Origin of the sequence: Salmonella sp. NW884 (genome assembly GCF_051700745.1) — a bacterium.
Taxonomy (GTDB): Bacteria; Pseudomonadota; Gammaproteobacteria; order Enterobacterales; family Enterobacteriaceae; genus Salmonella; species Salmonella enterica.
Map to the genome: position 1 here is coordinate 217,478 of NZ_JAMMDE010000003.1, position 20,036 is coordinate 237,513.

The following is a 20,036-nucleotide window of genomic DNA, read 5'->3' on the forward strand; positions in this document are numbered from 1 at the left end:
ATGACGAAAGCCAATATGGTAACGCGTACGGATAATCCCGACCAGCTTCTTCACGGCGAAGGCGGCGGAAGCCAGGCTTCGCTAAATTCAAACCAGCCGCGAGGGGTGAGTCGAACGCCGTTAACGCCCGGTGGGGCGCTGATGCGATAGTGATAATTAAATAGTGGCGTAAGTGTGGCGTCATCCATCAGGTTAGCAAAAACTTGTTGTAGCGCGGCGCGGCGATCTTTTTCATTGGGCTGAATTTGCAGAGCGTCAAGCGTAGCCTGCAGATGGGAAAACGCAGGCGCGTCCAGGACATGTGACCAGATCTGATCGCAACGTAGCCACTGCTCCAGCGTATATTCCGGCGCTTCGCCGATCAGCCTGTCGCCCATCATCAGATCCGCTTGCGCCAACGCAGGGCAGTTATCCCAGTTTTTGGCATTATGAAAAATCAACGTTAACTCACAGCCGAGCGTCGCCAGGTAATGTCGAAGCTGTTCCGCCATCGTATGCAGCTCTACGGGAAGGTGATACGCCAGGGTAAGTTTTTTTGGCAATGGCGTTTCATCAACGTCCTGCCATTGCGGGATTGTCCAGCCGGGTAGCAGCCCCTGACTTGGCATAATCAAGTTCTCATCTACCGGCAAGGTTTTCAGCAGCGAAGTATGATGGATAATATGTATCAGACGCCGCGCCTGCTGTACGTTGAGCCGTGAGCCCTTTTTGAGGGTTAAATAACAAAAGCCCAGGCTGATACCACTACTTACCTGACTCAGCGTCGCCAGCTCTTCCGGTTTGCCGATGGCAATCTGCACCGGATGGCGGCAACTGGTGCCCAGATCCTGGGCAAACAGTTGCGGGGTGATCCAGAATTCAATCGCTTTCAGCAGCGGATGGCTGAGGTGATAATGGTCATGACTTTCCAGACGCACCAGTTCCGGCGTGAACAACGCCAGGCGAAAAGGACCGGTGCCGATAAGCGGCAGGTCAGGATGCGCCAGACCGCTACAATAGCTCGCCAGACGATGCGCCAGCCAGTAATCAGGTCGGTGAAGGAGAAAGGTCAGGCACTGAGGATGCGTTACTTCGATCCGTGCGACGCTAATAAACAATTTGCTTAGCGCCGGTAGGGTAAGCAGCCTTTCCAGGCGTTCGTGTAGCTGCGCGGTATCCACCGCATCGCCATTATGCCAGTGCAGCGTGGAGCGAATATAAAAATCCCAGCGTAAACCGTCGGCGGAAACCTCCCAGTGATGCGCCAAATCCCCGCAAGGATATTGACTGTCGCGGTCGAAGCGCGTTAACCCGGAAAAAACTTGCCCTGCGAGATGCTGTTCCGCGCGGCCTGGCAGGAAACCCGGCTGCAGCGGATCAAGCGGACGATAGTAGGGAATACGCAATGTCGGCGTATCGTTTTGCCATTGGCCGCCCATAAAAGGCTGGAGCATCGCCCGTAACTCGCCCGGCGCCAGCTGCGCCAGTTCCAGTACGTTGAGCTGCTGCCCTTTTTCCAGCGCCTGTTCCATCATGGCGGTGCGGAGCGATTCCGGCGTGACCAGAAACTGGAGCCGTCCACGTTTCCCGCGCCCGGACTGCGCCTCCCATCTTAGCCAACCCGCCTGCTGGGCCTGACGCAGCAGCGTTCGCAGATGGCGCTCGCTACAAAAACAGCGTTCGGCCAGTTCGCTAACGGTGACATGTTGCGTTTCCCCGGCGGAAGGCTGCCAGAGGCGTTGATATTGATTAAGCCGATTCAGTAGCCTCATAGAAACCCGGAACACTTCCTTTTATCTGTTCACTATTACTTCCGTATATCTCAGGTAATACTGAACAACAAGTTAACCGCGTCACAGTGTGGAGAAAGAGATGGCCCGTCTGGCAGCATTTGATATGGATGGCACGTTATTAATGCCCGATCACCATTTGGGTAGAGAAACGATCGCCACGCTGGCGCGTCTGCGCGAACGCGATATCACCCTGACATTCGCTACGGGTCGTCATGTGCTGGAAATGCGGCATATTCTGGGGACGCTTTCACTGGATGCTTATCTTATTACCGGTAACGGGACGCGAATTCACTCGCTGGAAGGCGACGTGCTGCATCGTCAGGATCTCGATCCTCAGGTTGCCGATACGGTGATGCACCATGCCTGGGATACCCGAGCCAGTATGCATGTGTTTAATGACAACGGCTGGTTTACAGGCCAGGAGATCCCCGCGCTACTCCAGGCGCACGTCTACAGCGGCTTTCGTTATCAGGTTATCGATATAAAAAGTATTCCGGCCCATCAGGTGACGAAGATCTGTTTTTGCGGCGATCATGACGATCTGATCCGTTTGCGCATTCAGCTCAATGAGGCGCTGGAAGAACGCGCGCACCTCTGTTTCTCTGCCGTCGACTGCCTGGAAGTGCTACCGCTGGGGTGCAATAAAGGATCGGCGCTGGCGGTATTGAGCAACCATTTAGGGCTTTCACTGGCAGATTGCATGGCGTTTGGCGACGCGATGAACGATCGGGAAATGCTGGGCAGCGTCGGGCGGGGGCTCATTATGGGCAATGCCATGCCGCAGCTTATCGCCGCGCTGCCACACCTTTCGGTTATCGGACATTGTGGTAATCAAGCGGTATCACACTTTTTGACGCATTGGCTGGACAATCCGCATCTACCTTATTCCCCCGAATGAGAGATCTCTTCCAGCAAGCCAGACATTCAGTCTGGCTTTTTTTTGGTTTCTAGTCGCCGGTAAGTAATTTTGCGATGGCCGCTGACCACGGCGTCAAATCGCCGATATGGTCGCTAACCCAGGACGGATGGTAATAGGTATCCAGATAGCGATCGCCGCTATCGCACAATAACGTCACGATAGCGCCGGTTTCTCCAGCCTCGCGCATCCGGGCCGCAAGCTGCAGCGCTCCCCACATATTCGTGCCGGTAGAGGCGCCGACTTTACGGCCTAGCTGCGTTTCCAGCCAGTGTGCGGTGGCAACGCTGGCGGCGTCCGGTACGCGCAGCATCTCATCCACGACATCCGGAATAAAAGAAGGCTCTACTCGCGGACGACCAATTCCTTCAATTTTACTGCCCACCGGGCTGCGTAATGAAGCGTCGCGATCCTGCCAGTAAGGTAAAAAGACGGAATTTTCCGGATCCACCACCATGAGCTGAGTATCATAGCCCTGGCAGCGAATATAGCGCCCAATCGTCGCAGAGGTTCCGCCCGTTCCGGCGCTCATGACGATAAATCGCGGTACCGGATGGGGTTCGTTGCGCATCTGGCGGAAAATACTGTCGGCAATATTATTGTTGCCCCGCCAGTCGGTAGCTCGTTCTGCGTAGGTAAACTGGTCCATATAGTGACCGTTCAGTTCATGCGCCAGCCGCTCGGAGGCGGCATAAATTTCGCAGGCGCTCTCCACAAAATGACAGTGGCCGCCATAAAATTGAATCTGTTCGATTTTACGTTTTGCGGTACAGGCGGGCATGACGGCGATGAACGGCAGTCCCAGTAAACGCGCGAACCAGGCTTCGGAAATCGCCGTTGAGCCTGATGACGCTTCAATAATCGGAGTGCCTTCTTTAATCCAGCCATTGCACAGCCCATAAAGGAACAGCGAGCGCGCCAGACGATGCTTGAGGCTACCGGTGGGATGCGTGCTTTCGTCTTTCAGGTAAAGCTGGATACCTGGAAATGCCGACAGGGGCAAACGAATAAGATGCGTATCCGCCGAGCGCTGGTGGTCAGCGTTAATTTCATTAATGGCATTTTTAACCCAATTGCTACTCATCATTAATATCCATTTATCATTTTGTGCCAAGAGTAGCGAAAAGTACGGAAAAAATTGTTGCTATTTGACCTTTAAATTACAATGTAAGGAGAAAAATATTCTCTATGGGGTGGGTATGTTAGATAAAATTGACCGTAAACTGCTTTGCTTATTGCAGCAGGACTGTACCCTCTCTTTGCAGGCGCTGGCGGATGCCGTTAATCTGACGACAACGCCTTGCTGGAAGCGGCTTAAACGCCTGGAAGATGACGGTATCCTGCTTGGCAGGGTCGCGCTGCTGGACCCGGAAAAACTGGGGCTGGGATTAACCGCTTTTGTGTTGATAAAAACGCAGCACCACAGCAGTGAATGGTACTGTCGGTTCGTGGCCGTCGTCTCTGAGATGCCGGAAGTGCTTGGCTTCTGGCGGATGGCGGGGGAATACGACTATCTGATGCGAGTTCAGGTGGCCGACATGAAGCGGTATGACGACTTCTATAAACGTCTGGTCAATAGCGTCCCAGGACTGTCAGACGTCACCTCCAGTTTTGCGATGGAACAGATTAAGTACACCACCTCTCTGCCCATTGAATAATTCTCCCGGTATTGCCGGAAATCATATCAGGAAATAACGCGTGCGATTATTTGCTCAATTAAGCTGGTACTTTCGCCGGGAATGGCGTCGCTATCTTGGCGCGGTGGCCCTGCTTATGCTTATTGCGATGCTTCAGCTGATCCCGCCCAAAGTGGTGGGGATTGTCGTGGATGGCGTAACCGCACAGCATTTTACTCCAGGCCGAATAGCGATGTGGATTGGCACCATTGCCCTGATCGCCGTAGTGGTCTATTTGTTGCGCTATGTCTGGCGCGTGCTGCTATTTGGCGCTTCTTATCAATTAGCCGTCGAACTGCGTGAAGATTATTATCGCCAGCTGAGTCGTCAGCATCCTGAATTTTATCAGCGCCATCGAACGGGCGATCTTATTGCGCGTGCGACGAATGATGTGGATCGCGTCGTATTTGCGGCGGGCGAGGGCGTTCTGACGCTGGTTGACTCGCTGGTAATGGGCTGCGCGGTACTGATTGTCATGTCGACGCAAATTAGCTGGCAGCTAACGCTATTAGCGCTGTTGCCGATGCCGATTATGGCGCTGATGATCAAACGTTACGGCGATCGACTGCATGATTATTTCAAACTGGCGCAGGCCGCCTTCTCCAGCCTGAACGACCGCACGCAGGAGAGTCTGACCAGCATCCGCATGATCAAAGCGTTTGGTCTGGAGGACCGCCAGTCTTCGCTGTTTGCGGCGGATGCCGAAGATACCGGCAAGAAAAATATGCGCGTGGCGCGTATTGACGCGCGTTTTGATCCAACCATTTACATCGCCATTGGCATGGCGAACCTGCTCGCGATTAGCGGCGGAAGCTGGATGGTGGTTAACGGCAGCCTGACGCTGGGCGAACTCACCAGCTTTATGATGTATCTGGGGTTGATGATTTGGCCGATGCTGGCGCTGGCCTGGATGTTTAATATCGTGGAGCGGGGGAGCGCCGCTTACAGCCGCATCCGCGCCATGCTGGCGGAAGCGCCGGTAGTTAAGGATGGCGAAGAGCCGGTCCCGGCGGGGCGCGGCGAACTGACGGCGGCCATTCGTGAGTTTTGCTATCCGCAAACGACGCATCCGGCGCTGGAGAATGTGAACTTTCGTCTTAAACCGGGTCAGATGCTGGGGATATGCGGTCCGACCGGCGCGGGGAAAAGCACAATATTGTCGCTTATCCAGCGCCATTTTGATGTGACGCAGGGAGAAATCCGATTCCATGACATGCCGTTGACGCATCTGCAACTGGATAGCTGGCGTAGCCGACTGGCGGTCGTCAGCCAGACGCCGTTTTTGTTCTCGGACTCTATTGCCAATAATATTGCGCTCGGACGCCCGGAGGCGACCCAGGAGGAGATTGAACAGGTGGCGCGTTTAGCCAGCGTACATGAGGATATTCTCCGTTTGCCTCAGGGCTACGACACGCAGGTAGGTGAACGTGGCGTCATGTTATCGGGAGGGCAAAAACAACGTATCTCGATTGCCAGAGCGCTACTGTTGAATGCGGAAATTCTGCTTCTCGATGATGCGCTTTCAGCAGTAGATGGTCGTACGGAGCATCAGATTTTGCATAATTTGCGCCAGTGGGGCGAAGGGCGTACGGTCATCATCAGCGCGCATCGTTTATCCGCGCTGACCGACGCCAATGAAATTATCGTTATGCAACATGGTCATGTTGTTCAGCGCGGCGATCACGATCAACTGGCGCAGCAGATTGGCTGGTATCGCGATATGTATCGCTATCAGCAACTGGAGGCCGCTCTGGATGACGCGCCGGAACGCGGCGAGGAGGCGGTGAATGCGTAGTTTTGGACAGCTATGGCCGACGCTGAAACGGTTGCTGGCGTATGGCTCGCCATGGCGAAAACCGCTCTCTGTCGCGGTGATGATGCTGTGGATTGCGGCGGCGGCGGAGGTTAGCGGTCCGCTGCTGATCAGCTATTTCATTGATAACATGGTGGCCCGCCACCATTTACCGTTGGGCAAGGTCGCGGGGCTGGCGGCCGCCTATGTGGGGCTACAGTTTCTAGCGGCGGGTCTGCATTACGCCCAGTCTTTATTATTTAACCGGGCGGCCGTTGGCGTGGTTCAGTCCTTGCGCACGGACGTCATGGATGCCGCCTTGCGCCAGCCGCTAAGCGCCTTCGACACACAGCCTGTCGGACAATTAATTTCACGCGTGACCAACGATACGGAAGTCATCCGCGATCTGTACGTCACGGTCGTCGCAACGGTATTACGTAGCGCGGCGTTGATCGGCGCCATGCTGGTCGCCATGTTCAGCCTTGACTGGCGGATGGCGCTGGTGGCGATTTTGATTTTTCCGGCGGTATTGACCGTGATGGTCATTTATCAGCGCTACAGCACGCCGATTGTACGCCGCGTGCGGGCATACCTGGCGGATATTAACGACGGCTTTAACGAAATCATCAACGGGATGAGCGTAATTCAGCAGTTTCGCCAGCAGGCGCGCTTCGGCGAACGCATGGGCGAGGCCAGCCGCTCGCACTACATGGCGCGGATGCAGACACTACGCTTAGACGGCTTTTTATTGCGTCCGCTGCTTAGCCTCTTTTCTGCGCTCATTTTGTGCGGTCTGTTGATGCTTTTCAGCTTTACGTCTGCCGGCACGATTGAGGTCGGGGTGCTGTATGCGTTCATTAGCTATTTGTCACGTCTGAACGAGCCGCTCATTGAACTGACCACCCAGCAATCCATGCTACAGCAGGCGGTTGTGGCGGGAGAGCGTGTTTTTGAACTGATGGATCGCCCGCGCCAGCGCTATGGCAGCGACGACAGGCCGTTACAAAGCGGGGCGATTGATATTGATCATCTGTCGTTTGCTTACCGCGACGATAATCTTGTTTTACAGGACATTACGCTCTCAGTACCGTCCCGTAGCTTTGTGGCGCTGGTGGGGCACACCGGCAGCGGGAAGAGCACGCTCGCCAGCTTATTAATGGGGTATTACCCCCTGACACAAGGCGAAATTCGGCTGGATGGGCGAGAGATCTCCTCTCTTAATCATCGCGTTTTACGCCAGGGCGTGGCGATGGTTCAACAGGACCCGGTAGTGATGGCGGATACCTTTCTGGCTAATGTGACGCTGGGGCGCGATGTCTCCGAGGCGCAGGTGTGGCAGGCGCTGGAAACAGTACAACTGGCAGATCTGGCGCGCGGTCTGAGCGACGGGCTGCATACGCATCTCGGCGAGCAGGGAAATACACTGTCCGTCGGGCAAAAACAGCTATTGGCGCTGGCGCGCGTGCTGGTTGACGCCCCGCAAATATTAATTCTTGATGAGGCGACGGCCAGCATCGATTCCGGCACTGAGCAGGCGATACAGCAGGCGCTGGCGGCGATTCGCGAGCGCACCACGCTGGTGGTTATTGCCCATCGGCTATCGACAATCGTGGAGGCGGATACCATTCTGGTTCTCCATCGCGGCCAGGCGGTGGAGCGCGGGACGCATCAACAATTGCTGGCGGCGCAAGGGCGCTACTGGCAAATGTATCAATTACAGTTAGTTGGCGAGGAGTTAGCCGCCAGCGTACACGAAGAACCCGGCCCTGCAGCGTAAGGTTTTGCGCCACAGGGCAAAGCCTCGCCCATTATGCACCGTCGTGGTGCGTTTTTCTTTCCCTGCTTCGATTTTGGGGCGCGTCAATATAAAGACGCGCCGCTAACCGCGCTTTTCCTCGCTCGCCAGCTTCTGGCACATCCTTTGCAATATCCATCCTGAAGAGTCCATGCGCGGCGGCAGCCGTTACCTAATTCTGACTGGAGGGTTCTATGAAGCTGGTTACCGTGATTATCAAACCGTTCAAGCTGGAGGACGTGCGGGAGGCGCTTTCTTCCATTGGCATTCAGGGACTGACCGTCACCGAAGTGAAAGGGTTTGGCCGTCAGAAAGGACACGCCGAACTGTATCGCGGCGCGGAGTACAGCGTGAATTTCCTGCCGAAGGTCAAAATTGATGTGGCTATCGCCGACGACCAACTGGAAGAGGTGATCGATATCATCAGTAAAGCGGCTTACACCGGAAAAATTGGCGACGGCAAAATTTTCGTCGCGGAGCTCATGCGCGTTATTCGGATTCGTACCGGCGAAGCTGACGAAGCAGCGCTGTAAGACCCGCCACACAGCAACAGGAAATGAAAAAATGAAGATAGCGATGATAAAAACCACACTGGCTTCACTGGCGCTGCTGCCTGGGCTAACGATAGCCGCGCCAGCGGTTGCCGATAAAGCGGATAGTGCTTTTATGATGATTTGCACCGCGCTGGTGCTGTTCATGACGATACCGGGTATCGCGCTGTTTTACGGCGGATTAATTCGCGCTAAGAACGTGCTGTCAATGTTAACGCAAGTGACCGTCACCTTTGCGCTGGTCTGTATTTTATGGGTGGTGTACGGCTATTCGCTGGCTTTTGGCGAAGGGAATCATTTCTTCGGTAATGCTGATGGAGCGATGTTGAAGAATATCGCGTTGACGGCGGTAACGGGTACGATTTATCAGTATATTCATGTCGCGTTTCAGGGATCTTTCGCCTGTATTACCGTCGGGCTGATTGTCGGCGCGCTGGCGGAGCGTATTCGTTTTTCGGCGGTACTGATTTTTGTCGTGGTGTGGTTCACGCTCTCTTATATCCCGATTGCGCACATGGTGTGGGGCGGCGGCCTGCTGGCTGCTCACGGCGCGCTGGATTTTGCCGGTGGTACAGTGGTGCATATTAACGCCGCTATCGCCGGGCTGGTAGGGGCTTATTTAATTGGCAAACGCGTCGGCTTTGGGAAAGAAGCATTTAAACCCCATAACCTGCCGATGGTCTTTACCGGTACTGCGATTCTGTATATCGGCTGGTTTGGATTTAACGCGGGTTCTGCGGGTAGCGCAAACGAGATAGCAGCGCTGGCCTTTGTGAACACCGTGGTGGCGACCGCCGCCGCGATTCTGGGGTGGATTATCGGCGAGTGGACGCTACGCGGTAAGCCTTCCCTGCTGGGAGCCTGTTCCGGCGCGATTGCCGGTCTGGTCGGCGTGACGCCAGCCTGTGGCTATGTTGGCGTTGGCGGCGCGCTGGTTATCGGCGTTATTGCGGGTCTGGCGGGATTGTGGGGAGTCACCATGCTTAAACGTCTGCTACGGGTAGATGATCCGTGCGACGTATTTGGCGTTCACGGCGTTTGCGGAATAGTCGGCTGTATCCTGACCGGCGTTTTTGCCGCCAGTTCGCTGGGCGGCGTTGGCTTTGTCGACGGCGTTACGATGGGACATCAGGTGATGGTACAGCTGGAAAGTATTGCTATTACGGTCGTCTGGTCCGGCGTTGTCGCGTTTGTTGGTTACAAACTGGCGGATATCCTTGTTGGACTGCGTGTACCGGAAGAGCAGGAGCGCGAGGGGCTGGATGTGAACAGTCACGGCGAGAATGCGTATAACGCGTGATTGCGCAACATGCCTGATGGCGCTGCGCTTATCCAGTTTACCGTAGGCCGGATAAGCGCAGCGTCATCAGGCCATTAACGCCGCATAGCGGCATGTTTTTTAATTGTGATTACGCATTACCCCTTCCTGCACGGTTGAAGCGACCAGCGCGCCATCCTGAGTATAAAACTCGCCGCGAACAAAGCCCCGGGCGCTGGAGGCGGAAGTGCTCTCTACGCTATAAAGTAGCCATTCATTAAAATTGAACGGGCGATGGAACCACATAGAGTGATCGATAGTGGCGATCTGAATGCCCTTTTCCAGAAAACCGATGCCGTGAGGCTGAAGCGCGACGGGAAGGAAATTCAGGTCAGAGGCATATCCCAGTAAATATTGATGGACGCGAATGTCATCCGGAACGGTGCCGTTGGCGCGAATCCATACCTGACGCACAGGCGCGGCGACGTGACCTTTCAACGGATTGTGAAATTCGACGGGACGAATTTCCAGCGGGCGATCGCAGAGAAACTTTTCTTTCAGAATCGGCGGCAGTAAATGCGCCAGCGATTGCGCGATTTCCGTTTCTGACGGTAGTCCTTCCGGCCCGACTGCCGTCGGCATGGTTTTTTGATGTTCGAAACCCGGTTCCGGCGCCTGGAATGAGGCGGTCATATAAAAGATGGGTTTCCCGTTCTGAATAGCGGCAACGCGGCGGGCGCTGAAGCTGTTCCCATCGCGCAGCACTTCTACGTCATAGATAATGGGTTTTTGGCTGTCGCCTGGCCGCAGAAAATAACTGTGGAATGAATGCACCAGTCGCGCTTCCGGCACCGTTTCTTTGGCGGCATAGAGCGCCTGGCCCACCACCTGACCGCCAAATACCTGGCGCAGCCCTAAGTCTTCACTTTGGCCCCGAAAGAGTCCTTCTTCAATTTTTTCCAGATTCAATAATGTCAGCAAATTATTCAGTGTCTGACTCATACATACTCTCCAGGTGACAACGATGCCGAAGCGAGGTAGGGCAGAGTATAACGCAATTTTGCAAGTGGTCCGATGGGTACAAAAGTCTGAATAACAGACCAATTCCAGGCAAAAATGAGTGACATGTGCCACACTTAATCACGTTATGTTTCTGTTAACCACTCTTCCGGCGGGGGGAAAGGCCTGCTGGTGCATTGATGATAAGGAGAATTGAATGAAACTCGTGCACATCGTAAGTGGTTTAGCGGTTGCGATATCTCTGGCGGCCTGCGCTGATAAAAGCGCTGATATCCAGACGCCTGCGCCAAACCCTAACATGTCGATTACAGCTAACCAGTCTACTATTCAGCAACCCAATGTTTCCGGTACCGTCTGGATCCGCCAGAAGGTCGCTCTGCCGCCAGATGCGGTGCTGACCGTGACGCTTTCAGATGCTTCGCTGGCTGATGCGCCGTCTAAGGTGCTGTCGCAAAAAGCGGTACGTACCGAAGGTAAACAGGCGCCTTTCAGTTTTGTGTTGCCGTTTAACCCATCAGATATTCAACCTAACGCGCGCATTCTCCTGAGCGCGGCCATCACCGTTGACAATAAGCTGGTATTTATTACCGATAGCGTGAAACCGGTGATTAACAATGGCGGTACTAAAGCGGATCTTACGCTGGTACCGGTACAGCAAACGGCGGTGCCTGTGCAGGCCAGCGGTGGTGCGACGACGACGGTTCCATCGACTTCGCCGACCCAGGTCAATCCGTCTTCTGCCGTTCCTGCGCCTACCCAGTATTAATCCTGCGCCAACCCTCTCCGTTACGGAGAGGGTTAATACACCCAGCGATAGCGTTGTAAATCGATTTGTCCGCTTCCCGACACCACCACGCCTTCCGCCAGTAATGCCTGACGTTGCCGCTGTAGATCCGGCCCGGTAAGTGATATTGCGCCGTGGCGATTCACCACCCGATGCCATGGTAAAGTGCTGCCTTCCGGCAGACGTTTTAAAACTCCGCCGACCTGACGCGCCGCCCGAGGGGAACCGGCAAGCCGGGCGACATCACCGTAGGTCGTGACAAACCCTTCCGGGATCGAGGCGACGATTTGCCAGACGCGTTGAGGAAAAGTGTCCTGAATATCCATAATAGAATCCTGCGTTAATGCTTCAGGATAATCTGGAATAAGGGGGGAGGAAAGCCCGGATGCGCAAGAAACCAGCATCCGATGCCTGATGGGTTGCAATTGCACGATATAGCAGTGATAATGCGCCTGCGCGTTGGTTCACAACGCTCTCAATGGGGGCTCTGTTGGTTCTCCCGCAACGCTACTCTGTTTACCAGGTCAGGTCCGGAAGGAAGCAGCCAAGGCAGATGACGCGTGTGCCGGGATGTAGCTGGCAGGGCCCCCACCCAATTCTGCCTTTCCACACTGTTCTTTTCTGCTGTGCGACGTTATAGCCGCTGTTCCGCCCAAAGAATAAATGCCGTAGCGGGTAGGGGCTTACTGTATAACCAGCCCTGACCATAATGTACGCCATGCTGGCGTAGCCACTGTTCTTGCCTGGTCGTTTCGATGCCTTCTGCGACCATCTTAAGTTTGAGCGTTTTCGCCATTTCAATAATATGCGGCGTGACGTTTTTATATTCCAGCGCATCGACAAAAGATTTATCAATTTTAAGGACATCCACATCCAGATTTTGTAAGTAGCTGAGGCTGGAATAGCCGGTGCCAAAGTCATCAATATAAATTGCATGTCCCGCGTTACGGTATCTGGCGACAATGGGCGCGCTGGTTTTCGGATCGGCGAACTCGCGTTCCGTTAATTCAAGCGCGATTTGCGACGGAGAAATTTGGCTACGGTTTAGCAGCGTGCTTAACAGCGTCGGCAACGTTTCCGACGCCAGATCGGATGCCTCAAGATTGATTGAAATATGTTGTTCGGGATGGGACTTTAACCAACCCCCCATGTCTTCAAAAACGGTTTCGATGATTAGCCGGGTTAGTGGCTCCGTGAGCCCGGTTTGTTCAGCCAGCGCGATAAAAATTTCTGGCGAAAGGAAGGTGCCGTCCGCCTGTTGCCAGCGAGCTAAGGCTTCGGCACCGACAATTTTTCCGCTGCTCAGGGAGACAATAGGCTGATAGTGTACGTTAATTTCGCGATTGTCTATCGCATCCTGGAGACGGTGGCGGGGCGACTGTAGCCGACGCAAAATACGCAGAATAAAGGCTGCGGCCAGCAGACCCGTTACGATGCCCGCCGGTAGCCAGATAAACGCCTGTCGATACCAGCTCCTTTCCAGCGGAGCGGTCGGTGCCCAGCTTACGATAGTAATGCCCATTTCCGGAAAGGGGTGGATAGCATACTGAATGCCTCGGTTTTCCAGCCGCAGGGGCGTCTCATGGTGAATGAGCGGAAGAATAGCGGAGTCAAGGTTACCGCTGCTGGCAACCACAGTATTGCGTTCCCGGCCAATAATAGCGACGTCAATCGGCCATGCGCCAAACGGAATCACATCGATAAAGGACGCCGGGTCGATCATCACGATATAGCTGTCGCTCCCGAGTGCCGCCATATAGCGTTTTATACCCAGATCGTTTTGCGCCGTAAACCAGGCGCGATAACCGTCGCGAGTGATTTTCATAGGCGGAGGGAACGCGGGAATATGGCTCTCTTTTTCAAGTGAGGAGCAAACGGGAATCGAATTTTTAAGGTACAGAACTTCCTGGACATACCGAAAGCTATAAGACACGCGGCGCATGGCGAGTAAATGGGCGCTGCTGCAGGACTCGCCTTTAAAGGAGGCAATATGCGTTAACGCTGCTTTTGCCTGGTCACTGACCCTTTCTGTACGTAGCGCCACCCGGGACGAGAAGATATCCAGCTCTTCATTAAACCTTTTTTCAACTTGACGGTGCGCCAGCCACAGACTCAATCCTATCGGGAAAAGGACAGACAGGATAAGCACTCCCGTTACCAGGCTGACCAGATGTCGTGTTGTCACAGTGATGTCCTTATAAACACAGCGTAGAGAAAGTATATCCGATCGTAAATCGCGCCCTCGAATGATAAAGCTATTTTATCGATTTTACAGATTCAGGCGCCAGGCTAACGCGTTACGCCACGTTGCTTTTGCCGCCAGGAAGAGATCGTGAATGTTTACCGGTTGAAAAAGGATCGTTGATAGCGTATTTTGTTGTTATGTTATAACATAATTGAGGGGGCGCAATGAAACCTGATATTCATCCTGTATACCGCACCGTCGTATTTCACGACACCAGCGCAAATGAATATGTGAAAGTGGGATCAACTATCAAAACTGAACGTGAAATCGAACTGGACGGCGTGACATATCCGTATGTCACTATTGATGTGTCATCAAAATCGCATCCTTTTTATACCGGTAGACAGAAAACGTTTGATAGCGAAAGTAGCGCCGCACGCTTCCAGAAACGTTTTGGTCATTTTATCGGCGCTAAACGGGGGTAAATGAAATGCAGGTGTTAAACTCACTTCGCAATGCAAAACAACGGCATCCGGATTGCCAGATAGTCAAACGCAAAGGACGCTTATACGTGATTTGTAAAACAAATCCGCGTTTTAAGGCGGTTCAGGGGCGTAAAAAAAGACGTTAAAAAACCAACGGTTCAGGGAAAGCAGTGCGTACCAGGGAGGGTGCGCACTTTTTTATTACCGGCTGGCTTCTGCGCGGGCCAGCGTAAAAATATCGTAGAAGGAAAGTTCGCCCTTACGGGCAACCATTTTTTGCAGCTGGACTTTATGTTCATTATCCACCTGTGGAGACTGAAGAATCGTCTCAATGAGCGTGGGGGGAACAAAGCGGGTGTTGTACCATTCGCCGTTGTAACAGACCCGGAGGTCCAGCACATCGATGTCGTTATAGTGATAACGCGGGGCGATGTCGAAAAAGAAGAAGCCATTAAATGCGATAAATAACACCACTAACAGCCACACTGACCCCACCAGCGTTTCTGATTGCAGCATGACCGCCAGCGTCGCAAACCAGGCTGCATACATCGCGATAAATAACCCAGGATGCTTGCGGATAAAACTGATACTAAAACGCGGCCTGTTATCGCGTTTTTCACGGATGTTTAAGTCATCAATAGTTTCGCTAAGCAGGCGCTGTATCTCTGTCATCTTTTGCCTTCATGATTTCTGCGACATAGGGTAATAACAGCCCATTTTAAAGGGAGGTGTAACGTGAAAAAAGTAACAGATTAACCACGAATTAGCATAACAATTATCATTTTGACTACAATTTTTTAATGATTCGCGCCGGATTTCCGCCTACCACGACGTCTGGCGGTACGTTTTTTGTCACCACAGCGCCTGAAGCGACGACGACGTTATCGCCGATGGTTACGCCAGGATTAACGACGGCTCGTCCGCCTATCCAGACGTTATTTCCGATAGTGACGGGTTTACCTAATTCTCTGCCGCTGTTGCGTTCGACGGCGTCCAGCGGGTGCGTGGCGGTATAGATATGTACCCCTGGCGCGAGCATACAATTATCGCCAATATGAATTGGGCAAACATCAAGCATGACGCAGTCGAAGTTAGCGTAAAAGGAGTGACCAAGAAAAATATTATAGCCGTAGTCGCAACGGAAGGAAGGTTCAATATAGGCGTCTTCGCATCGACCCAACAGGTCGCGTAAAATCGCCTGACGCTTATTTATTTCATCAGGCGTAGTATAATTGTATTGATGGATGAGTTGACGCGCCCGCAGTCGATCCTGGCATAAAGTTTCATCGGTCGGGCAATACAGTGCCCCAGCGATCATTTTTTGTTTTTCGTCACTCATCGCGCGCTCCCCTTGGTGGATATTATCGCAATAGAAGCAATAATAAAGTATTAGAGGGAACGTTCCCTGCTATTGGTATGTGATCTATATCACTGTTCTATAATAGCCCGTTGTGTTATTAGCCTGAACGAGGAGGCAGATAACACCTGTGTGTTCTCTAAAAAGTAATGTTGCGTGATTAACGAATGAATTTCCATACTGAAGAGGGGATCTTGTCGTAGAGTTTGTTCATCGTCAATTCTGCAAGACGGTGATCCGCAGCTGAGTAAAATACAGCCAGCTCATTGTCGGATAATTCATATTTATTTTTCTCAATGACGCGCTCCAGAGTGTCAATTGTCTGACAGCGCCGTAAACGCATCAAATAATCAGTTTTAGTTAATGGTTTATCAGACATAAATTCTACCTATGATTGTAATAATTTTTAACAAGACAAACTAACAGGATTGGCCCTGGTGGCGTTGACGAAACAACGGAACAGGCGGTTGCCCGATTTACGCCATTTTTGCAAATCCTGCGTATTAATACCATAGCTGCTGAACAACATAAAGGTGTCGTCCAGGTATTCATCTATCTGCGCAATCAATTTATTGTCTTCATTGTACTTAATTTTATAATTAAGCGCGAAAGTTGCAATATGCTCTATCAGCTCATTGAGCTGCAGGTTGACTGCTGAGGTCGGGTCATTAACCCAGCCATGGTTGCTTTCTTCAAGGTTTGCAAGACAGTCATGATACAGGGTTTCGCAAAGAAATTTAAGCTGTGCTATATCATGTCTTTTGGGTGAGTATTCGTCCATAATGCATCCCCTTTTTAGTGGCTTAAACTAACCGAACACCTTCGGGATGGATACAACTAACTAACCTGGTACTTCCCACGTCACCTTATGATTTAACTATAATCTACTCTAAAAAACTTTTCATCGTCATATTACTAAAAATTACAATTGCGTGAAAGCCGTGTGTCGCCATACTTTTTCGAATTTTAACAGTGAACGTCGGTCGCCTAAAAAGGAACCAGTTTTATTGTTTGTGTAATCATTGGGTTAACGTTTTTTAGCTTTTCAGGCTAAAACAATAGACTCTGACAGGAGAAAATAGCCAGGAATATTCTTAATATTTCTTAATTAATGGCTGAATTAAGAAATGGCCAACTTTCCTAAGAAAAGCCTTTAACGCAGTAAGGATTATACCTTTTATTAATATGGCAAGAAATAATCAATCTAACAATAAGCGTATTTTATGATTTTTGCGTAAAAAAGGCCGCTTGCGCGGCCTTATCAACAGTGAGCAAATCAGCGATGTTCTGTCGAATGACTATGCTCAATATCTTCGCTTTTACGGCTAAAGCGGCGGCGTACCACCACGAAGAAGACCGGTACGAAGAAAATAGCCAGTACGGTTGCCGTTACCATCCCGCCCAGTACGCCAGTACCTACCGCATTCTGCGCGCCGGAACCCGCGCCGGAACTGATAACCAGCGGCATAACCCCCAGCATGAACGCTAACGAGGTCATCAGAATCGGACGCAAACGCATCCGGACGGCCTCCAGCGTCGCTTCTACCAGACCTTTCCCTTCTTTATCCATTAAGTCTTTGGCGAATTCGACGATAAGTATCGCGTTCTTCGCCGACAACCCAATGGTTGTGAGCAGGCCCACCTGGAAGTAAACGTCGTTAGTCAGTCCGCGGAAGGTCGCAGCCAGCAGCGCGCCGATAACCCCAAGCGGAACAACCAGCATTACGGAGAACGGGATAGACCAGCTCTCATACAATGCCGCCAGACACAGGAAGACGACGATCAGCGAGATAGCATACAGGGCAGGGGCCTGGTTGCCGGACAACCGTTCCTGGTAGGACATCCCGGTCCAGTCATACCCAATGCCTGACGGCAGCTTGCTGGCCAGTTCTTCCATCATCGCCATCGCTTCACCGGTACTCTTGCCTGGCGCCGCCTGACCCAGAATTTCCATCGAAGGCAGACCGTTATAGCGTTCCAGACGTGGCGAACCATATTCCCAGCGGGAAGAGGAGAATGCGGAGAACGGCACCATCTGACCATCGCTACCACGAACGTACCAGTCGTTAATATCATCCGGCAACATGCGGTATTTCGCTTCGGACATCACGTAAACTTTCTTCACACGACCGCGATCGATAAAGTCGTTTACATAGCTGCCGCCCCATGCTGCGCCCAGCGTGGTATTAATGTCGCTAATAGACACGCCCAGCGCCTGAGCTTTTTCCTGGTCGATATCGATTTTAAACTGCGGCGTATCTTCCAGACCGTTAGGTCGAACGCCGACCAGCAGATCAGGATATTTCGCCACCTCGCCGAACAACTGATTACGCGCCTGGGTGAGTTTTTCATGACCAAGTCCCGCCTGGTCAATCAACTCGAAGTCAAACCCGGTTGCGGTGCCCAGTTCAACAATCGCCGGTAGGTTAAAGGCGAAGACCATCGCATCTTTAATTTGTGAAAACGCTGCGGTTGCCCGCTGGGTAATCGCTTCAACCTTGTTTTTTTCGCCTGGACGATCGGCCCAGTCTTTCAACGACACGAATGCAATACCGGTATTCTGACCGCGCCCTGCAAAACCGAAGCCGTTGACGGCGAATACCGATTCAACGTTGGCTTTCTCTTTGTTCAGATAGTAATCCGTGACCTCATCCAGCACTTTTTGCGTGCGCTCTTGCGTCGCGCCGGCGGGGAGCTGGACCATTGTCAGGAATACGCCCTGGTCTTCATCCGGCAAGAAAGAGCTTGGCAGACGAACGAACAGATAAGCCATACCGACGACGATAATGAGATAGAGCAGCAGATAACGCCCGGTGCTGCGCAGAATATTGCCTACGCTATCGGTGTAGTGATGCGTGCTCTTATCAAACAGGCGGTTAAACCAGCCGAAAAAGCCTTTTTTCCCTTCGCCATGATCGCCTTTGGCGACAGGTTTGAGCATCGTCGCGCACAGCGCGGGCGTCAGGATCAGCGCGACCAACACCGACAGCGCCATCGCCGATACGATGGTGATAGAGAACTGACGATAAATTGCCCCGGTTGAGCCGCCAAAGAAGGCCATCGGAATAAATACCGCCGACAGTACCATCGCGATACCCACCAATGCGCCCTGAATCTGGCCCATGGATTTGCGCGTCGCTTCCTTCGGCGGAAGGCCTTCTTCCGTCATAACACGTTCGACGTTCTCGACCACCACGATGGCGTCATCCACCAGCAAGCCGATGGCGAGCACCATCCCGAACATCGTCAGCGTGTTTATCGAGAAACCGAATGCCGCAAGCACGGCAAAGGTTCCCAACAACACCACCGGAACCGCAATAGTCGGAATCAACGTCGCGCGGAAGTTCTGCAGGAACAGGTACATCACCAGGAACACGAGGATAATCGCTTCGACCAGCGTTTTTACCACTTCATGAATAGAGATCTTCACGAACGGCGTGGTGTCATACGGGTAGACGATTTTCATCCCTGGCGGGAAGAACGGTTCCATTTTTTTCAGTTCGGCGCGAATAGCGGTAGCGGTATCCAGCGCGTTGGCGCCGGTAGCCAGTTTGATGCCAAGACCTGACGCTGGCTGACCGTTAAATTTCGCGATGACGTCGTAGTTCTCGCCGCCAAGCTCAATTTTCGCTACATCCCGCAGACGAACCTGAGAGCCATCCTGATTCACCTTCAGCAGGATTTTGCCAAACTCATCCGTTGAGGTCAGACGCGTTTGGGCAATAATCGATGCGTTAAGCTGCTGGCCTTTTACCGGCGGCGTACCACCGAGCTGACCTGCCGCGACCTGGGCGTTCTGCGCTTTGATCGCGTTAATCACGTCGACCGGCGTCAGTTGGTATTTGGTCAGCTCTGTCGGATTCATCCAGATACGCATCGCATACTGCGAACCAAACAGCTGGACGTCGCCCACCCCAGAGGTACGGCTGATCGGATCTTTCATATTGGCGGCAACGTAATCCGAAATATCCTCCTGGGTCATGGTGCCGTCGGTGTTAATGACGCCCACTACCATCAGGAAGCTACTTGAGGACTTCTCAACGCTCACGCCCTGTTGCTGTACTTCCTGGGGAAGTAACGGCATTGCCAGTTGCAACTTGTTCTGAACCTGAACCTGCGCGATGTCCGCATCGGTGCCGGATTCAAAGGTCAGCGTGATCTGCACGGTCCCCGTGGAGTCACTGTTGGAGGACATATACATCAGGTTATCGATACCGTTCATATTCTGTTCGATAACCTGCGTGACGGTATCCTGTACCGTTTTCGCATCAGCGCCAGGGTAGGTTGCGGAGATCGTCACTGCTGGTGGCGCAATCGTCGGATATTGCGCTACCGGCAATTTGAGGATCGCGAGCCCCCCTGCCAACATGATGATGATGGCGATCACCCACGCAAATATAGGGCGATCGATAAAGAAATTAGGCATGTCTTAACGGCTCCTGTTT

19 protein-coding genes and 1 other RNA gene are annotated in these 20,036 nt (G+C 52.7%); 10 read left to right on the plus strand and 10 right to left on the minus strand.

What is annotated here, in order from left to right:
- Positions 1 to 50 precede the first annotated feature (50 nt).
- A complete protein-coding gene (locus tag NA197_RS08995) occupies positions 51 to 1,751 on the minus strand; it encodes an SgrR family transcriptional regulator (RefSeq protein WP_001238163.1) in 1,701 nt (566 codons plus the stop codon).
- A 100-nt stretch (positions 1,752 to 1,851) separates the two neighbouring features.
- On the opposite strand from NA197_RS08995, the gene cof reads away from it, so the two are divergent.
- Positions 1,852 to 2,670, plus strand: coding sequence for an HMP-PP phosphatase (cof, locus tag NA197_RS09000; protein WP_000113030.1), 819 nt, complete (start codon positions 1,852 to 1,854; stop codon positions 2,668 to 2,670).
- A gap of 49 nt (positions 2,671 to 2,719) precedes the next feature.
- On the opposite strand, the gene cdsH is transcribed toward cof, so the two are convergent.
- The gene (cdsH, locus tag NA197_RS09005) at positions 2,720 to 3,775 is read right to left on the minus strand and encodes a cysteine desulfhydrase (protein WP_000987850.1); all 1,056 of its coding nucleotides are present in this window, start codon (positions 3,773 to 3,775) and stop codon (positions 2,720 to 2,722) included.
- A gap of 112 nt (positions 3,776 to 3,887) precedes the next feature.
- Here cdsH and decR point away from each other — a divergent pair, with 112 nt between their 5' ends.
- The 5 genes from decR to amtB all read left to right on the plus strand — a co-directional run bounded on the left by decR (position 3,888) and on the right by amtB (position 9,802).
- A complete protein-coding gene (gene decR / locus NA197_RS09010) occupies positions 3,888 to 4,346 on the plus strand; it encodes a DNA-binding transcriptional regulator DecR (protein ID WP_023234242.1) in 459 nt (152 codons plus the stop codon).
- A 40-nt stretch (positions 4,347 to 4,386) separates the two neighbouring features.
- Positions 4,387 to 6,159, plus strand: coding sequence for a SmdA family multidrug ABC transporter permease/ATP-binding protein (locus NA197_RS09015; RefSeq protein ID WP_001235560.1), 1,773 nt, complete (start codon positions 4,387 to 4,389; stop codon positions 6,157 to 6,159).
- Positions 6,152 to 7,933, plus strand: a complete 1,782-nt coding sequence (locus NA197_RS09020) for a SmdB family multidrug efflux ABC transporter permease/ATP-binding protein (protein WP_001256082.1) — start codon at positions 6,152 to 6,154, stop codon at positions 7,931 to 7,933. Before NA197_RS09015 ends, NA197_RS09020 begins: the two co-directional genes overlap by 8 nt.
- 212 nt (positions 7,934 to 8,145) lie before the next feature.
- A complete protein-coding gene (glnK, locus tag NA197_RS09025; protein ID WP_000780341.1) occupies positions 8,146 to 8,484 on the plus strand; it encodes a P-II family nitrogen regulator in 339 nt (112 codons plus the stop codon).
- 31 nt (positions 8,485 to 8,515) lie between these two features.
- Complete coding sequence (gene amtB, locus NA197_RS09030; protein WP_000684912.1) at positions 8,516 to 9,802, plus strand: ammonium transporter AmtB; 1,287 nt, start codon at positions 8,516 to 8,518, stop codon at positions 9,800 to 9,802.
- A gap of 99 nt (positions 9,803 to 9,901) precedes the next feature.
- On the opposite strand, the gene tesB is transcribed toward amtB, so the two are convergent.
- Positions 9,902 to 10,762: an acyl-CoA thioesterase II gene (gene tesB / locus NA197_RS09035; protein ID WP_000084176.1), complete on the minus strand. Its 861-nt coding sequence runs from the start codon at positions 10,760 to 10,762 to the stop codon at positions 9,902 to 9,904.
- Between the two features lie 214 nt (positions 10,763 to 10,976).
- Between tesB and NA197_RS09040 the strand changes: the two genes are divergently transcribed.
- Entirely contained in the window at positions 10,977 to 11,546 is a 570-nt protein-coding gene (locus NA197_RS09040; RefSeq protein ID WP_000779802.1) for a YbaY family lipoprotein, read from the plus strand.
- A 32-nt stretch (positions 11,547 to 11,578) separates the two neighbouring features.
- Here the strand turns inward: NA197_RS09040 and NA197_RS09045 are convergent, their stop codons facing one another.
- On the minus strand, positions 11,579 to 11,968 hold the full coding sequence (locus tag NA197_RS09045) for an MGMT family protein (RefSeq protein WP_000961285.1): 390 nt from the start codon (positions 11,966 to 11,968) through the stop codon (positions 11,579 to 11,581).
- A gap of 84 nt (positions 11,969 to 12,052) precedes the next feature.
- Between NA197_RS09045 and ffs the strand changes: the two genes are divergently transcribed.
- Positions 12,053 to 12,149: signal recognition particle sRNA small type (gene ffs / locus NA197_RS09050), an RNA gene on the plus strand.
- A gap of 49 nt (positions 12,150 to 12,198) precedes the next feature.
- Here the strand turns inward: ffs and NA197_RS09055 are convergent.
- Positions 12,199 to 13,749 carry an EAL domain-containing protein gene (locus NA197_RS09055; protein ID WP_052932475.1) on the minus strand — a complete coding sequence of 517 codons (1,551 nt, stop codon included), beginning with the start codon at positions 13,747 to 13,749 and terminating at the stop codon, positions 12,199 to 12,201.
- A 224-nt stretch (positions 13,750 to 13,973) separates the two neighbouring features.
- Here NA197_RS09055 and NA197_RS09060 point away from each other — a divergent pair, with 224 nt between their 5' ends.
- Both NA197_RS09060 and ykgO read left to right on the plus strand, forming a co-directional pair.
- Entirely contained in the window at positions 13,974 to 14,234 is a 261-nt protein-coding gene (locus NA197_RS09060) for a type B 50S ribosomal protein L31 (RefSeq protein WP_000801415.1), read from the plus strand.
- A gap of 5 nt (positions 14,235 to 14,239) precedes the next feature.
- Positions 14,240 to 14,380, plus strand: coding sequence for a type B 50S ribosomal protein L36 (gene ykgO / locus NA197_RS09065; protein WP_001197749.1), 141 nt, complete (start codon positions 14,240 to 14,242; stop codon positions 14,378 to 14,380).
- A 55-nt stretch (positions 14,381 to 14,435) separates the two neighbouring features.
- Here the strand turns inward: ykgO and NA197_RS09070 are convergent, their stop codons facing one another.
- From NA197_RS09070 to acrB, 5 genes are all read right to left on the minus strand, one after another.
- Positions 14,436 to 14,906, minus strand: a complete 471-nt coding sequence (locus NA197_RS09070; protein WP_000136181.1) for a YlaC family protein — start codon at positions 14,904 to 14,906, stop codon at positions 14,436 to 14,438.
- A gap of 115 nt (positions 14,907 to 15,021) precedes the next feature.
- Positions 15,022 to 15,573, minus strand: coding sequence for a maltose O-acetyltransferase (gene maa, locus NA197_RS09075; protein WP_001278793.1), 552 nt, complete (start codon positions 15,571 to 15,573; stop codon positions 15,022 to 15,024).
- Positions 15,574 to 15,751: 178 nt separating this feature from the next.
- The gene (locus tag NA197_RS09080; protein ID WP_001280991.1) at positions 15,752 to 15,970 is read right to left on the minus strand and encodes an HHA domain-containing protein; all 219 of its coding nucleotides are present in this window, start codon (positions 15,968 to 15,970) and stop codon (positions 15,752 to 15,754) included.
- A 27-nt stretch (positions 15,971 to 15,997) separates the two neighbouring features.
- Positions 15,998 to 16,372, minus strand: a complete 375-nt coding sequence (gene tomB, locus NA197_RS09085) for an Hha toxicity modulator TomB (RefSeq protein WP_000344807.1) — start codon at positions 16,370 to 16,372, stop codon at positions 15,998 to 16,000.
- A 495-nt stretch (positions 16,373 to 16,867) separates the two neighbouring features.
- Positions 16,868 to 20,017 carry an efflux RND transporter permease AcrB gene (acrB, locus tag NA197_RS09090; RefSeq protein ID WP_001132508.1) on the minus strand — a complete coding sequence of 1,050 codons (3,150 nt, stop codon included), beginning with the start codon at positions 20,015 to 20,017 and terminating at the stop codon, positions 16,868 to 16,870.
- Between the last annotated feature and the right edge of the window lie 19 nt (positions 20,018 to 20,036).

Bases quoted from the DNA above. Each gene is read 5' to 3' on its own strand.
- tomB (WP_000344807.1), bottom strand. From the start codon at position 16,372: ATGGACGAATACTCACCCAAAAGACATGATATAGCACAGCTTAAATTT.
- ykgO (WP_001197749.1), top strand. From the start codon at position 14,240: ATGCAGGTGTTAAACTCACTTCGCAATGCAAAACAACGGCATCCGGAT.
- NA197_RS09045 (WP_000961285.1), bottom strand. From the start codon at position 11,968: ATGCTGGTTTCTTGCGCATCCGGGCTTTCCTCCCCCCTTATTCCAGAT.
- cdsH (WP_000987850.1), bottom strand. From the start codon at position 3,775: ATGATGAGTAGCAATTGGGTTAAAAATGCCATTAATGAAATTAACGCT.
- glnK (WP_000780341.1), top strand. From the start codon at position 8,146: ATGAAGCTGGTTACCGTGATTATCAAACCGTTCAAGCTGGAGGACGTG.
- tesB (WP_000084176.1), bottom strand. From the start codon at position 10,762: ATGAGTCAGACACTGAATAATTTGCTGACATTATTGAATCTGGAAAAA.
- NA197_RS09040 (WP_000779802.1), top strand. From the start codon at position 10,977: ATGAAACTCGTGCACATCGTAAGTGGTTTAGCGGTTGCGATATCTCTG.
- decR (WP_023234242.1), top strand. From the start codon at position 3,888: ATGTTAGATAAAATTGACCGTAAACTGCTTTGCTTATTGCAGCAGGAC.
- amtB (WP_000684912.1), top strand. From the start codon at position 8,516: ATGAAGATAGCGATGATAAAAACCACACTGGCTTCACTGGCGCTGCTG.
- cof (WP_000113030.1), top strand. From the start codon at position 1,852: ATGGCCCGTCTGGCAGCATTTGATATGGATGGCACGTTATTAATGCCC.
- NA197_RS08995 (WP_001238163.1), bottom strand. From the start codon at position 1,751: ATGAGGCTACTGAATCGGCTTAATCAATATCAACGCCTCTGGCAGCCT.
- acrB (WP_001132508.1), bottom strand. From the start codon at position 20,017: ATGCCTAATTTCTTTATCGATCGCCCTATATTTGCGTGGGTGATCGCC.
- NA197_RS09060 (WP_000801415.1), top strand. From the start codon at position 13,974: ATGAAACCTGATATTCATCCTGTATACCGCACCGTCGTATTTCACGAC.
- maa (WP_001278793.1), bottom strand. From the start codon at position 15,573: ATGAGTGACGAAAAACAAAAAATGATCGCTGGGGCACTGTATTGCCCG.
- NA197_RS09070 (WP_000136181.1), bottom strand. From the start codon at position 14,906: ATGACAGAGATACAGCGCCTGCTTAGCGAAACTATTGATGACTTAAAC.
- NA197_RS09020 (WP_001256082.1), top strand. From the start codon at position 6,152: ATGCGTAGTTTTGGACAGCTATGGCCGACGCTGAAACGGTTGCTGGCG.
- NA197_RS09080 (WP_001280991.1), bottom strand. From the start codon at position 15,970: ATGTCTGATAAACCATTAACTAAAACTGATTATTTGATGCGTTTACGG.